Source organism: Thermomonas sp., from assembly GCF_019104945.1.
GTDB lineage: Bacteria > Pseudomonadota > Gammaproteobacteria > Xanthomonadales > Xanthomonadaceae > Thermomonas.
In genome coordinates this window covers 44226-58783 of the sequence record NZ_JAHRWW010000033.1, presented here as the reverse complement: position 1 = coordinate 58783, position 14558 = coordinate 44226, and the positions used below count along the sequence as shown (strand labels likewise).

At 56.6% G+C, this 14558-nt stretch carries 8 protein-coding genes; all 8 read left to right on the top strand.

What is annotated here, in order from left to right; translation table 11 throughout:
* Positions 1-53 precede the first annotated feature (53 nt).
* The 8 genes from rpsA to pbpC all read left to right on the top strand — a co-directional run bounded on the left by rpsA (position 54) and on the right by pbpC (position 14557).
* The gene (rpsA, locus tag KUL77_RS08390) at positions 54-1751 is read left to right on the top strand and encodes a 30S ribosomal protein S1 (protein ID WP_297145671.1); all 1698 of its coding nucleotides are present in this window, start codon (positions 54-56) and stop codon (positions 1749-1751) included.
* A 77-nt stretch (positions 1752-1828) separates the two neighbouring features.
* On the top strand, positions 1829-2131 hold the full coding sequence (locus tag KUL77_RS08385; protein WP_297145669.1) for an integration host factor subunit beta: 303 nt from the start codon (positions 1829-1831) through the stop codon (positions 2129-2131).
* Positions 2132-2146: 15 nt separating this feature from the next.
* Positions 2147-3325: a lipopolysaccharide assembly protein LapB gene (gene lapB / locus KUL77_RS08380; protein WP_297145666.1), complete on the top strand. Its 1179-nt coding sequence runs from the start codon at positions 2147-2149 to the stop codon at positions 3323-3325.
* On the top strand, positions 3312-4280 hold the full coding sequence (locus KUL77_RS08375; protein ID WP_297145663.1) for a hypothetical protein: 969 nt from the start codon (positions 3312-3314) through the stop codon (positions 4278-4280). Before lapB ends, KUL77_RS08375 begins: the two co-directional genes overlap by 14 nt.
* 25 nt (positions 4281-4305) lie before the next feature.
* Positions 4306-6213, top strand: a complete 1908-nt coding sequence (locus tag KUL77_RS08370) for a nucleoside-diphosphate sugar epimerase/dehydratase (protein WP_297145660.1) — start codon at positions 4306-4308, stop codon at positions 6211-6213.
* 32 nt (positions 6214-6245) lie between these two features.
* Positions 6246-7151 carry a UTP--glucose-1-phosphate uridylyltransferase GalU gene (gene galU, locus KUL77_RS08365; protein WP_297145656.1) on the top strand — a complete coding sequence of 302 codons (906 nt, stop codon included), beginning with the start codon at positions 6246-6248 and terminating at the stop codon, positions 7149-7151.
* A gap of 96 nt (positions 7152-7247) precedes the next feature.
* Positions 7248-12158: an alpha-2-macroglobulin gene (locus KUL77_RS08360; RefSeq protein ID WP_297145654.1), complete on the top strand. Its 4911-nt coding sequence runs from the start codon at positions 7248-7250 to the stop codon at positions 12156-12158.
* Positions 12155-14557, top strand: a complete 2403-nt coding sequence (gene pbpC / locus KUL77_RS08355; protein WP_297145651.1) for a penicillin-binding protein 1C — start codon at positions 12155-12157, stop codon at positions 14555-14557. The genes KUL77_RS08360 and pbpC overlap by 4 nt, the downstream gene beginning before the upstream one ends.
* The last annotated feature ends 1 nt before the right edge of the window (position 14558 follow it).

The following is a 14558-nucleotide window of genomic DNA, read 5'->3' as shown; positions in this document are numbered from 1 at the left end:
GGTGGGCCGCTTCCATATCTGTGAGCAGCCCGTGTATCCACCTGAGATTTTTCATGAACTCCGTAGCTACCGAATCTTTCGCCGAACTGTTTGAAGCCAGCCAGGCCAATTTTGCCAAGCTCAAGCCTGGTGCCATCGTCAAGGGCGTCGTGGTTGCTGTTACCAACGACGTTGTGGTGATCAACGCCGGCCTGAAGTCCGAAGGCATCGTGCCGATCGAACAGTTCCGCAACGACAACGGCGAAATCGATGTTGGCATCGGCGACGAAGTCAAGGTCGCCCTTGACTCCCTCGAAAATGGTTTCGGCGAAACCGTGCTGTCGCGCGAGAAGGCCAAGCGCGCCATGGTGTGGGACGAGCTGGAAGAAGCGCTCGAAGCCAATGCCACCATCGTTGGCCGCATCAGCGGCAAGGTCAAGGGCGGTTTCACCGTCGACATCAAGGACGTCCGTGCGTTCCTGCCGGGCTCGCTGGTGGACGTGCGTCCGGTCCGTGACCCGGTCTATCTGGAAGGCAAGGAGCTGGAGTTCAAGCTCATCAAGCTCGATCGTAAGCGTAACAATGTTGTGGTTTCCCGCCGTGCGGTGGTTGAGACCGAACATTCGGAAGAGCGCGAACAGCTGATGGAGAAGCTGGTTGAAGGCGCCATCTTGAAGGGCGTTGTCAAGAACCTGACCGACTACGGTGCATTCGTCGACCTCGGTGGCATCGACGGCCTGCTGCACATCACCGACATGGCGTGGAAGCGCGTGCGCCATCCGTCCGAAGTGGTGGAAGTGGGTCAAGAGCTCGAAGTGCGCGTGCTGAAGTACGACCGCGAGCGCAACCGCGTGTCGCTGGGTCTGAAGCAGATGGGCGAGGATCCGTGGGACAACATCGCTCGCCGTTACCCGGCCAACTGCCGCGTGTTCGGCAAGGTCAGCAACGTCACCGATTACGGCGCGTTCGTCGAGATCGAGCCGGGCGTGGAAGGCTTGGTGCACGTTTCCGAAATGGACTGGACCAACAAGAACGTCAACCCGGCAAAGGTGGTACAGGTGGGTGACGAAGTTGAAGTGATGGTGCTGGACGTGGATGAAGAGCGTCGCCGCATCTCGCTGGGCATCAAGCAGGTCACCAGCAATCCGTGGGAAACCTTTGCGGCCATCCACAAGAAGAACGACAAGGTATCCGGTCAGATCAAGTCGATCACTGACTTCGGTATCTTCATCGGTCTGGACGGCGGTATCGACGGCCTGATCCACCTGTCCGACATCAGCTGGAACTCCACCGGCGAAGAGCTGGCCCGCAACTACAAGAAGGGCGACACGCTGGAAGCCGTGGTGCTGGCTGTGGACCCGGAACGTGAGCGCATCAGCCTCGGCGTCAAGCAAATGGAACAGGACCCGCTGGGTCAGTTCATGGCCGCGCACGCCAAGGGCACCAAGGTTACCGGCACCGTGAAGGAAGTCGATGCCAAGGGCGCTACCATTGATCTGGGCGAAGGCGTGGAAGGCTACGTGGCCGTGCGCGACATCAGCCACGACCGTATCGAAGATGCCAGCCAAGTGCTGAAGGTGGGCCAGGAAGTTGAAGCCAAGTTTGTGGGCATGGACCGTAAGGGCCGCAGCCTGCAGTTGTCGATCAAGGCTAAGGACGAGGCAGAAACCGCCGAAGCCATTGCCGAGTACAACAAGGCCAATGCAGAAGCCGCCAGCGGCACCACCAAGCTGGGCGCGCTGCTGCGTGAACAGCTGAACAAGGCTGACTAATCTTGCTGTAGTCGTACCCATGCGGCGGCCTGATGCATATCGGGCCGCCGCAGTTTTGTGAAGAGCTGCCATTCAACATGACAAAATCCGAACTCATCGAACTACTGACGCGTAGCCAATCGCATTTAAAAGCCGACGATGTGGATCTGTCGGTGAAAGCGTTATTGCAAATGATGAGCGGCGCACTGTCGGAAGGCGAGCGGATTGAAGTGCGTGGTTTTGGTAGTTTTTCTCTGCACTATCGCCCGCCGCGCATGGGGCGAAACCCAAAAACAGGGGAAGCGGTTGCGCTTCCAGCGAAGCACGTTCCGCATTTCAAGCCGGGCAAAGAGCTTCGGGAGCGTGTGACCGATGTGGTGCCGCAGGCTGATAACGACTGACGCGAGGGCGTAAACGTGAATTTTCTCGATCAGTGGATGTGGTTTGTCATCTTCGTTCCGCTGGCCGGGCTATTTGGCTGGGTGCTGGGGCGTCGCGGTGGCGAGCGGCACAGTGGAAGCCAGGTCAATAAACTTTCCACGACGTATTTTCGTGGTTTGAACTATTTGCTTAATGAGCAGCCCGATAAAGCGATCGAGCTGTTTCTCCATGTGGCCGAGCTCGACATGGAAACCTTTGAGACCCAGCTGGCGCTGGGGCATTTATTCCGCAAGCGCGGCGAGGTAGATCGTGCGATTCGCTTGCACCAAGCGATGGCACAGCGACCAGGCTTGTCTGACGCACAGAAAATTCAGGCGCTCTCAGCGCTGGGTGAAGACTATATGCGCGCCGGTCTTTTAGATCGCGCAGAAACAGTGTTCACCGATCTTGCAAAGCTCGATCAACGCGCACCGCAGGCGCTGAAGCACCTCATCGGCATCTATCAGTCGGAGCGTGACTGGGCAAAGGCGATTGCCAATGCGTCGCGCTACGAGGAAGTGACTGGCGAGCCGATGGGGAAGTTGATCGCGCAGTTTGAATGTGAATTGGCCGAGCGCCACCGCAGCAACGGTGATGCAGAAGCCGCGCGTGAAGCGGTAGTACGAGCCTATGCTGCCGATCCCACATCGGTGCGCGCAGGAATTGCCGAAGGTCGCTTAGAAACAGAAGCGGGGAACCCGCTGGCAGCGATTCGTGCGTATGAGCGTGCGGCGCAGCATGATCCAGACTTCTTGCCGGTGATTTTGCCAAGCCTGCTGGAGAATTACGATAAGGTGGACGAGCGTACTGGTGCGCGTGCGTTCCTAAGCGGGATGTGCGAGCACTACCGCGGTATCGCGCCGGTGCTGGCGCTTACCCGAATGACCGAAACCGAAGACGGTGTGGCGGCCGCACGGCAATATCTTGCGCAGGAGTTGAAAGATCGCCCATCCGTGCGCGGTGAGGCGGCGCTGATCGACCTGACTCTGGCCGATCATGCCAATGCCGAAGCGACGCTGCAGGATTTGAAACACATTACCGAACAGCTGCTGGTACGTAACCCCAGCTATCGCTGTACACGCTGTGGCTTTGGCGCAAAGAGCCACCACTGGCAGTGCCCAAGTTGTAAAGATTGGGGCACGGTGAAGCCTCTTCTCAACTATGCCGTGGTCTGATTCCACTTCGAAGTGGTTGCTATTTATCGCGTGTTTGTTGCTGTCTGCATTGGGGACGTGGACGGCGCGCGGCTATGCGCTGCGCCGCAAAATGCTGGATCAGCCAGGAGAACGGCGTAGTCACACCCAGCCTACGCCGCGTGGGGGGGGCATCGGGCTTGTTGTCGTAACGCTTATGCTGCTGTTGATGCTGGCCCAACAAGCGCCTGTGCTCTGGGGTGGTGCTGCTTTGGGTTTGCTGCTCGTTGCGGGTATCGGTTGGTGGGATGACCATCACCCGCTTTCTGCGCTGTCTCGTTTGATCGTGCAGGTTTGTGCGGGCGGCATTTTCGCTGCTTCGGTGGCAGTGACAAATGGAGACCTGTGGCTGGTAGGGGCTGCGTTTATTGCAGTGCCCGTGTTGGTCAACGTCTGGAATTTTATGGACGGAATCAACGGGATGGCGGCTAGCCAGGCGACACTGGCCGCGCTTGCGCTGGCTTGCCTGCTAAGCGGTGTTGCCCAGCTAGTGGCGCTTGCTGTTGCTGCGGCTGCACTCGGGTTTTTGCCGTTCAATTTCCCACGTGCGCGGATCTTTCTCGGGGATGTGGGGAGCGGTGGGCTGGGGTTTCTAATGGCCATGCTGCTTGTGTTTTCGATGCAACAGCACACACCTAGCATGTGGCCGGTGCTATTTCTTCCGGTAAGCGCCATGCTGGCAGACAGCGGGATTACCTTGCTTTGGCGCATGCGGCGCGGTGAACGCTGGTGGGAGCCGCATACCCAGCACCTCTACCAGAAGCTGGCGCGGCGCTATGGTCATGTTCGAGTTAGCATTAGCTATGCCATGTGGACGATAATGGCCGGGCTGTCTATGCAGCTTGCTGTAAGTATGGCGGCTGGTTGGAGCTGGCTCGTGACTATTTTATTTGCGGCGGTCACGTTGAAGATTTGGGTTAAACTGCATAGTCAATAAAACAACCTGCTGCAAGGATGGTGTAATGAACGCAGGAACATTGTGGTATCGATTGCCGCGGATCGCAGTTGTTTTGCATGATCTAGCAATGGTGTGGTTATGCTGGCAGGGCATGCATTTTTTGCGCTATGCCTTTAAACCGTTTCCACCAGAACTGCCATTTTTTTCTGACACTGTTGCTATGGTGCTCATTGCACAGGGTTTGGTATTTTGGAAGGTTGGGCTGTATCGCGGCCTTTGGCGGTTCGCAAGTACGCCTGATCTTGTCAATATCATCAAGGCGAGTGTGCTTGGTCTGCTCGCGATCGTTGTTGGGCTATTTTTCTACTCCCGTCTGCAGTTCGTTTCGCGCACAGCGTTGCTGCTTTATCCTGCTGCACTGACCTTTTTGCTTGCAATTCCAAGGATGCTCTACAGCGCATGGAAAGAGCAGGCACAGCGGCATCTTGCAAAAGGTGCGGAGCGCGTGTTGGTGCTGGGAGCTGGGCGCGCAGGTGAGGCTTTAGTGCGCGACCTGCTCCGCATGGGGCATTATGATCCGGTCGGTTTTCTTGATGATTCAAAGGCACTGAAAGGCGCGTCAATACTAGGTCTTCCCGTACTTGGCTGCCTAAGTGACGTGGGTCGCGTTGCCAGTGAGACGGGGGTAAAGCTCCTCGTCATTGCAATGCCTTCTTTAAATTCCGCACAAATGCAGAGTGTGGTGCGGATGTGCGAGAAGACCGGGGTGCCGTTTCGCACGGTACCGAAACTTGCAGATTATTTGCAGGGTAGGGCAACGACGCCAGCGCAATTAAAAGAAGTGTCGATTGAAGATCTCCTTGGACGATCACCACGGAAAGCAGATTGGAATAAGATTCAACGCTGGCTAGATGGTGCCTCCGTATTGGTAACGGGGGCTGGTGGTTCGATTGGCTCGGAGCTTTGCCGTCAGTGTGCAAGGCACGGTGCTCGAAAAATTACGTTGCTTGAGATCAATGAGCTAGCGCTGCTACGTATTCGTGGCGAATTACGGCGGGATTTTCCAAGCTTAGAGCTTGTGCATGTGCTGGGTGATTGTGGGGACCCTGCCGTTATTACCTACGCGCTCAAGCAAGCAAAGCCGAATGCCGTGTTTCATGCGGCAGCGTATAAGCAGGTGCCTTTACTAGAGGGGCAGTTGCGTGAAGCCGTGCGCAACAACGTGCTAGCCACAGAAACCGTTGCGCGCGCTAGCCGGGTTGCTAATGTTGAAACGTTCGTATTGGTGTCCACCGACAAGGCGGTTGATCCGGTCAATGTGCTGGGTGCTACCAAGCGGCTTGGTGAAATGGTGTGCCAGATGCTGGCAAATACGCACTCAACGCGGATGGTTACGGTGCGCTTTGGCAATGTGCTCGATTCTGCGGGAAGTGTGGTGCCACTGTTTCGTGAGCAGATCCAAAATGGCGGCCCGGTAACGGTCACCGACCCGGAGGTCACGCGCTATTTCATGACGATTCCAGAAGCCTGCTTATTGATTTTGCAGGCGGCCAGCATTGGTACCCAGCAAGCCATTTACACGCTTGATATGGGCGAGCCGGTTCCAATTCGTGTACTGGCGGAGCAGATGATTCGCTTGGCTGGTAAAGAAGTAGGCAAGGATATTCAGATTGAATACGTCGGTCTGCGTCCGGGTGAGCGCCTGCACGAAACATTGTTTTATAAGGATGAGCACTATGGGCGAACGGAGTTTCAAGAAATCTTCCAAGCCCAGCCGCGTGAAATCTCAACTCCCCAGCTGGAGCGGCAACTCACCGTGCTACGTGACGCGGTGAATCATTATGACCTTGCTATCCTAGACGCAGCATTGCAGCGGGCGGTTCCTGAATTTCATCCGGAAAGCGTTCGTAGCGAACCACGCAATACGTCAACTATAATGATCTTTCCGGCACGAAGCTTTAAGGCAGCTTAACCTTAGAAGCAATAATCACGAGTCAGATGGAAATGACAGCAACTCATCAACGCATTCGCAAAGCCGTATTCCCCGTCGCCGGTTTAGGTACGCGGTTTCTTCCTGCCACCAAAACTGTGCCGAAAGAAATGCTTCCGGTTGTAGATCGGCCGCTGATCCAGTACGCGGTAGATGAAGCCGTTGCGGCCGGTTGCGATACGCTGATCTTTGTGACAAACCGCTACAAACACGCGGTGGCTGATTATTTTGACAAGGCCTACGAGCTGGAGCAAAAGCTTGAGAAGGCGGGTAAGTCCGAACAACTTGAGCTGATTCGGAACGTATTGCCGGAAGGCGTGCGTGCGGTGTTTGTGACCCAAGCCGAGGCATTGGGGTTGGGGCATGCGGTGCTGTGCGCGAAGCCGGTTGTCGGCGATGAGCCTTTTGCGGTACTGCTTCCCGATGACCTGATTTGGAGCCGTGGCGATGGCGCGCTCAAGCAGATGGCCGATCATGTGCAGAAAACGGGCGGAAGCGCGGTGGCTGTTCAAGACGTTCCACATGCGCAGACCGGCAGTTACGGCATTGTGGCAACCGATGCATTTGAGGGCCAAGCCGGCCGGATTCAGCAGATCGTTGAAAAGCCAAAGCCTGCGGACGCACCCAGTAATTTGGCGGTCGTTGGGCGCTATGTGTTAACACCCGCTATTTTTGATTTGCTGGAGCAGACGCAAAAAGGCAGCGGCGGTGAAATTCAACTGACCGACGCCATTGCGGCGCTGCTGCAGCAAGAGCGTGTCGATGCTTTCCGCTTCCGTGGGACACGTTTTGACTGCGGCACCCATATTGGACTGGTAGAAGCAACCATTCGCCACGCGCTGGATAATGAGACGCTCAGCGGCGCGGTGCGCGAGCTAATGCATCGTGCTCTGGATGAAATGGGCGTGGTGGAGACCTAGGCGTCCTGTTTTTCCCGTTTTCTGCGTCATACTTGGGGAACTTCATTGTGGGATGGATCCTAGATGGCGCGTATGAAAGGGGTAAATTCTTTTTGGATGGTCGCGTGGCTGGTGGTAGCGTTTTCGCTTGCCACGCTTGTGGGGTGTCAGCGTAACGTAGGCGGCGATATTCCTGTTGCCGGCGGCGAGGCTATTCAGGCGCAGCGCGAAGCGGTTAAGGGGTTTGTGGTGCTGCGCGCCTACCCCGATCAGCGCCCGGACGGGCTCGCGGTAGCGGTGGAGTTTTCACGCCCTCTGGTGGGCACGCAAGAGTTCGATAAGCTGCTCACCATTGATGCCAAGGGCGACGGGCAAAGCGGCTGGGCACTGAATGAAAAAGGCACAGTGCTGCGCTTTCCCTATGTGGAAGCCAATCAAACCTACACGCTGAAAATTTCCTCTACGCTGACTGCCGCAGATGGCAGTACATTGGGTAAGGACGTTGAGCTCAAAGTCTTTACCGGCGAACTGGAGCCAACTGTTGGGTTTGCCTCGCAGGGAAGCGTCATTCCTGCGAAGGAGTCACGCGGCTTGCCGGTGGTATCGGTGAATGTCGATGAAGTGGACGTTGAATTTTTGCGCGTGCGCGACTCGGCATTGCCTAAGTTTTTTGCCGAATACCAGCGCAACGGGCGGCGCAGTAGCTGGGAGCTCGACCCTTCGTGGTATGACGAAGACGAGGAAGATAGCCGTTCGCCCCTCTCGAAATTAGCCGAACCTGTATACGTCAACCGTTTCGTGTTGGGTGGCGCGCGCAATGAGCGCGTGCTGACCTATTTGCCATTGCAAGACATTACAGAACTGCAAAAGCCTGGCCTGTATTTTGCGGTGATGAAAAAAACCGGCAGCTTCAAAAGTGAGTTTGATGTTGCATGGTTCATGGTAAGCGATATTGGCCTGCACGCGCGCGCGTATAAAGACAAGCTATTTGTACACACGGCATCTCTTGCCAATGGCGAGGGTTTGGGTGGGGTGGAGCTCAAAGTGCTGGATGCCCGCGGTCAGGTGATCTTCAAAAGTAAAACAGACGGTAACGGCAATGCCTTGCTCAATTACACCTTAGACGCGGCGCATGTGCTCATGGCGCTGCGCGGTAAAGACATGAGCCTGTTGCCGTTCAATCAGCCTGCACTGGACCTTTCTGAGTTTGCCGTTGAAGGCCGAAAGCAGACTTGGTTTGACGTGTTTGCGTGGTCGGGCCGGGATTTGTACCGGCCGGGTGAAACGGTGCGTGTCTCAGCACTACTGCGCGATATGGATGGTAAGCCGATTGTTGCGAAAGACGGAAAAAGCCAATCGCTCTTTGTTCGGCTAAAACAGCCGGACGGTAAAACATTTGTCGAAACAAAAATTGAGCCCAAGGCGCAAGGGTATTTCCAATTCGAAAAAACGATCCCGACAGAGGCGCCCACGGGGCGTTGGCAGGTAGAGTTCCGCACCGACCCGGCCAGTAAAGAGTCGGTACAGGGGATGGTGCTGCGCATTGAAGAGTTTTTACCCGAGCGCATGAAACTGGATTTAGCGGCTGCCGATGCGCTGCTGCGCCCAGGAAAGCCGTTGCGGCTTGTGGCGAAAGGAGCTTATTTGTATGGCGCGCCTGCTGACGGAAATCGGTTTACGGCTAAGTTGGCCGTGGTCGTTGATCAGCATCCGTTGGAAAACCTAAAGGGTTGGTTCTTCGGTGACCCGACGATCAGCTTACCGAAGCAAGCCAGTGACGTGCTGGATGTCAAACTCAATGCGCGTGGTGAGCTTCGGCAAGATATTGCGCTGCCGGAGGAAGTAAAAAACGATACGCCGATAAAAGTCATCGTTGCCGGTAGCCTGTATGAGACAGGTGGTCGCACGATCAACCGCAGCTTGATGCAGACGCTCTGGCCTGCCGATGCCTTGGTGGGTGTGCGCCCGTTATTCAATGATGCCGATGGAGCAAATGCCAACTCCAGTGCAGGGTTTGAACTGCTGCGCTATGGCAGCGATGGCAAGCCGAAGCCTGCGAAAGGGCTGCGCGTCAAGCTCGTGCGTGAAATTCGGGATTACCGCTGGGTCCACGACGATAGTAGTGGTTGGAGCTATGACTTTACGCGACGCTACGAAGATGTGCAGGCGCAAACGTATGACGTCGGCACGGTGGCAACGCGTTTCAATGTGCCGGTAGAGTGGGGCGATTACCGTATCGAGGTTACAGACCCTTCAACCAAGCTCACCATGCGTTATCCGTTCCGTGCAGGGTGGAGCTGGAATGACGAAAATCGCGGTCTTGATGCCCGGCCGGATAAGGTCAAGCTGGCGCTGGATAAAACCGCGTATCGCGCAGGGGATAAACTCAAGCTCACGCTCACCCCGCCGCATGCGGGAGAGGGGCTGGTGATGGTGGAAAGCGACCGCTTGCTCTTTGTGAAGTCGGTGGACGTGAAAGCAGGAAGCGTGGTGGAAATCCCGGTGACCCAAGACTGGGAGCGCCACGATATTTATGTCACAGCGCTTGTGTTTCGCGGCGGCAGCGCGGCCAGCAAAATTACACCTGCACGCGCGGTGGGCGAAGTGTTTGTGCCGATGGATCGGCGTGATCGAGTGGCTCCTGTAAGTTTGAAGGTGGCCAAACAGGTGCTGCCAGAAAAACCGCTGCAGATAAGCCTAAGTGCGCCGCAGTTGGCGGGGCAGCGCGCTTGGGCAACTGTATCGGCGGTGGATGTCGGGATTTTGAATATCACCCGCTTCCCAGTACCCAATGCGGCCTCCTATTTCTTTGCGCAGCGCAGGCTGGGCATTGATGCCTATGACATCTACGGACGCATCATCGAAAGCTATGAGGGCAGTACGGCGAAGCTGCGTTTTGGTGGTGATATGGCGTTGGCTGCGCTGCCGCAGGCGCGGCGCCCGACTGCGCGTGTGCAAACCGTGGATGTGTTCTCTGGCCCCGTGCAGCTAGACGCCAAAGGGAATGCGGCGCTGGCGCTCAATGTGCCCGACTTCAACGGTACGCTGCGCGTTTCAGCACTGGTGTATTCGGATACGCGCTATGGGCAGGCGGATACTGAAACCATAGTGCGTGCGCCGGTGGTGGCGGAGATCAGCATGCCGCGTGTGATGGCGCCAGGCGATAAAGGGACGGTAACGCTGGATGTCACCAATTTCACCGGCAAGAACGGCGAGTTCAAAGTGAAGCTGGATGGCATTGGGCCTGCCGTTATTGCAGATGCCACACGAACGCTGACGCTTACGGCGGGAGCTAAGTCCACGCAGAGCTTCCCGCTAACGGCGTTAGAGGGCTTTGGTGTTGCGCAAGTACGGGTACGCGTCGATAGCGCAATGTATCGTGTAGATCGCAAGTACGACCTACCGGTGCGCCCGGCGTGGCCTTCGGTATTGCGCTCGCAGACGCAGGTGGCGGGAGATGGTGCGGCCGTCAGTATGAATGCTGATTTTGCCGACGGTTTGATCACAGGGTCGGTGCGGGCACGGATGTTGGTGAGCCCGCTGCCGCCCATTCCATTTGGAGCCGCGCTGAAGGGCGCGCTGGACTATCCCTATGGCTGCGCTGAACAAACCACCAGCAAAGGCTATGCGGCACTGACATTGGATGCGGAAACGGCGCAGCGGTTTGGTGTAGAAGGCTTGAATGCAGCCAAGCGCCGCACGCGAATGGAAGGCGCATTGGGGCGGCTGTCTGCAATGCAAGTAGGGAATGGGCATTTCTCGGTATGGGGGAGCGATAGCGATATAGATCCGTTGCTCACACCCTATATCGTTGAATACCTGCTCGATGCACGTGATGCTGGTTTTGCCGTTCCCGATACAGTGCTGCAAAAAGCCTTGCAGCGGTTAAATGATGATTTGCTGTCTGGAAGCAATGAGTTCTACGGACGCAATCATCGCCAATACCTGAAGTTCTCATACCAGGCCTATGCCGGTTATGTGTTGGCACGCGTCAATCGTGCGCCATTAGGAACGCTGCGCGCACTGTATGACAATGATCGTAAGCAAACGCTTAGCGGGCTTCCGCTGGTGCGCCTCGGCCTTGCATTGGCCATGCAAGGTGATAAAAAGCGCGGTGAACATGCGATTGCAGAAGGCTTTGCTTTCAAGGGCGATAGGCAGGGCTGGTTAGGTGATTACAGCACGCCGCTGCGTGATTCTGCGCTGATGGTGGCGATGACGCACGAGCGTGGTTATTCCAAGCCTAGTTTTGATGCAAAGGTGGTTGAGCTTGGGCTTGAGCTGGACGCACGTCGCCGCGCATCGCCGTGGTTCTGGTTAAGTACGCAAGAGCAAATTGCGTTGGCACGTTTGGGTAAAGCACTGCTTGTGGATCAAAAGAAATTGATCAGTGGAACGTTGACACAAAACGGAGCCGCCAGCGTGATTGCGGCAGCCAAGAGTTTTTCGAAAGAGCTTGACTACGCGGCGCTGGAGAAAGGGATGCGCTTTGTACCAAGTGGTCAGGGGCCGTTCTATGCAAGTTTGGATGTGGCCGGGGTTCCGCGTAAAGCACCCGTAGAGGACTTTAGGGTGGTTAAAGTAGAGCGCACCCTGTACACCACGGACGGCAAGCCTTGGACGCCGCAGCCTTTGAAAGAAGGTGAGGCGCTTATCGTGCGCGTTTCGATGCGCGCAGACCGTGATATGCCCGATGCCCTGCTCACAGACTTGCTCCCAGCAGGGCTTGAGATTGAAAATTTCAATCTGTCTGATGCGAAACAGTGGGCTGATGTAAGTGTGGAGGGCATCGAGATTAGCGACCGTAATAGCGCCGCAAAAGTGCGCCATGAAGAGTTTCGTGATGATCGCTACGTAGCTGCAGTGAGTTTGGATGCGGGCTCAACGGCCAATGTGTTTTATTTGGTGCGTGCGGTGACGCCCGGTAGCTATACGGTGCCTCCGCCTTTGCTCGAGGATATGTATCAACCGACGCTCCGCGGGGTGGGTAAAGCCGTTCCAGAACGAATAACTGTGGTGCAGCCGTGACGCAGTACCTGTCTCCTGCTTTTAGGAGACGGTGCTTTGTGGGGCTACGCTTGGGGCTGGCAGCAATGCTCGCATTGTTGCTGATACTTGATTGGGCCTTCCCGTTGCCGCTCCCCAAGCGCAAAGATGTTGCGACTGTCGTTGTTGCGCGTGACGGCACGCCGCTACGCGCGTTTGCCGATGCGCGTGGTGTGTGGCGCTATCCAACAACAATGGAACAGGTCTCGCCTTTATATCTGCAGGCACTTTTGGGGTATGAGGATCGTTGGTACTGGTGGCACCCAGGAGTTAACCCGGTAGCCATGCTGCGCGCCAGTTTGCAGCTTGTGGGTCATCGACATATCGTTTCGGGTGGTTCGACGCTCACGATGCAAGTGGCGCGAATGATCGACCCTCACCTGCAAGGGCGACGCACGCGCAGCGCACCGGGTAAGCTACGACAGGTACTGCGCGCACTGCAGCTTGAAGCGCATCTCTCAAAGCGCGAGATACTCACGCTCTATCTGCAGCGCGCTCCTTTTGGTGGAACCATTGAAGGCGTCGAGGCCGCCAGTTGGGCTTATTTAGGCAAGCCTGCCGCCAAACTCTCGCATGCAGAAGCGGCTCTGCTTGCCGTATTGCCGCAGTCCCCCAGCCGCCTACGTCCAGACCGACACCCGGAAGCTGCGCAGGCCGCGCGGAACAAACTTCTACAGCGAATGAAGACGCGCAAGGTTTGGACATCGGCACAGGTGGAGGATGCGCGTATTGAAACCGTTGTGACACGCCATCTTCAGCAACCGCTTATTGCGCCCCTGTTAGCGCGGCGCCTGCATAGCGCGCAGCCTCATCAGCAGCGAATTGTGTCCACACTCGACATCGGGTTACAGCGTGCCTTGGAGGAGCGCGTGGCCAGTTATTTCTCGAACTTGCCATCGCGTACTTCTGCGGCGGTACTGGTGGTGGATAACGCAGATATGGAAGCGCGCGCCTATATCGGTTCAGTGGTGTTTGCGGATAAAGAGCGGCTTGGACATGTGGATATGGTGCAGGCGAATCGCTCCCCAGGTTCTACCCTTAAACCATTTTTGTACGGCATGGCGTTAGACGACGGCTTGATTCATTCAGAGAGTTTGCTAGTGGATGCGCCACAGTCGTTTGATGGCTACCGGCCGAGTAATTTTGATAGTGCGTTTAATGGCCCTATTGGTGCGGCCGAAGCACTGCGCCTCTCGGTGAATGTTCCGGCGGTTGATTTGCTTGAGCGTGTTGGCCCTGTACGTTTTGCAACACGGTTAGAGCATGCCGGTCTTGCGCTGAAATTTCCGCAAGGTGCAGCGCCGAATTTATCGCTCATTCTTGGTGGCACGGGGGCGCGCCTTGAAGATGTCGTAGGAGCGTTTGCAGCGCTACAACGTGGCGGCACTGCTGGGCGCGTTCGCTATACACCCGCGTCTCCGAAAACCGAACGCCGACTACTTTCACCAGGTGCGGCTTGGATCGTGCGCGAGATGCTCGCTGAAGCCCCTCGGCCCGGTGAGCGCGAAGGTATGTTCTCCAATCAACAGCGTGCGCAGGTGGCTTGGAAAACAGGAACAAGTTACGGCTTTCGTGACGCTTGGGCAGTGGGCGCAACACCGCGCTATAGCGTGGGCGTGTGGGTAGGGCGTCCGGATGGAACACCGTTACCGGGTCAGTACGGCGCCGTGACGGCGCTACCGTTGATGTTTGAAATTATTGATAGCCTGCCGCACCAGCCGAATGATCCTGCGCGTATTGCAAGGCCGAAGAGCGTGACGCAGGTGGATATTTGTTGGCCGCTTGGTACTGCTGCCAATGCGCAGCCTCCGGAACTTTGTGTGAAGCGAATGCCCGCTTGGGTTTTGGATGACAATTTGCCGCCCACTTTTGCAGAACGACAGGCGCGGTTGTGGAGCGCAGGCATTGAGGTGTTTTCCGTTGACGCCCGCAGCGGGCGGCGCTTGTCTGCAGAATGTCGCCTACCGCATGTGCCGCAACAGCGGAGCATTGCACGCTGGCCAGCGTTAACCATGCCGTGGTTACCTAGCACGTGGCGGAATAATGCTGTGCTTCCTGCGCTTGCAGAAGACTGTAAGGCCGATAGCCGCGCGGCGACTGAGACCATCCAAATTGCGGGGCTTAATGATGGCGTGACGTTGGTGCGCCCGCCCAACCAAACAGGTGGAGTGGTGCTATCGCTACGTGCGTTAGGTGCAAGCACGCGCGTGCAATGGCTGCTCGATGGGCGCTGGATTGGTGAAACTGAAAGCGCGCGTGTTTTTACGCGGGAGTTTAATGAGCCAGGGCGTCATGAATTGACGGCGCTGGCCGATAGCGGGGCTTGGGACAGCCTGCACTTTTCACTGTTGGACGATATGCACCCGGCAGTCGCGCTATAGG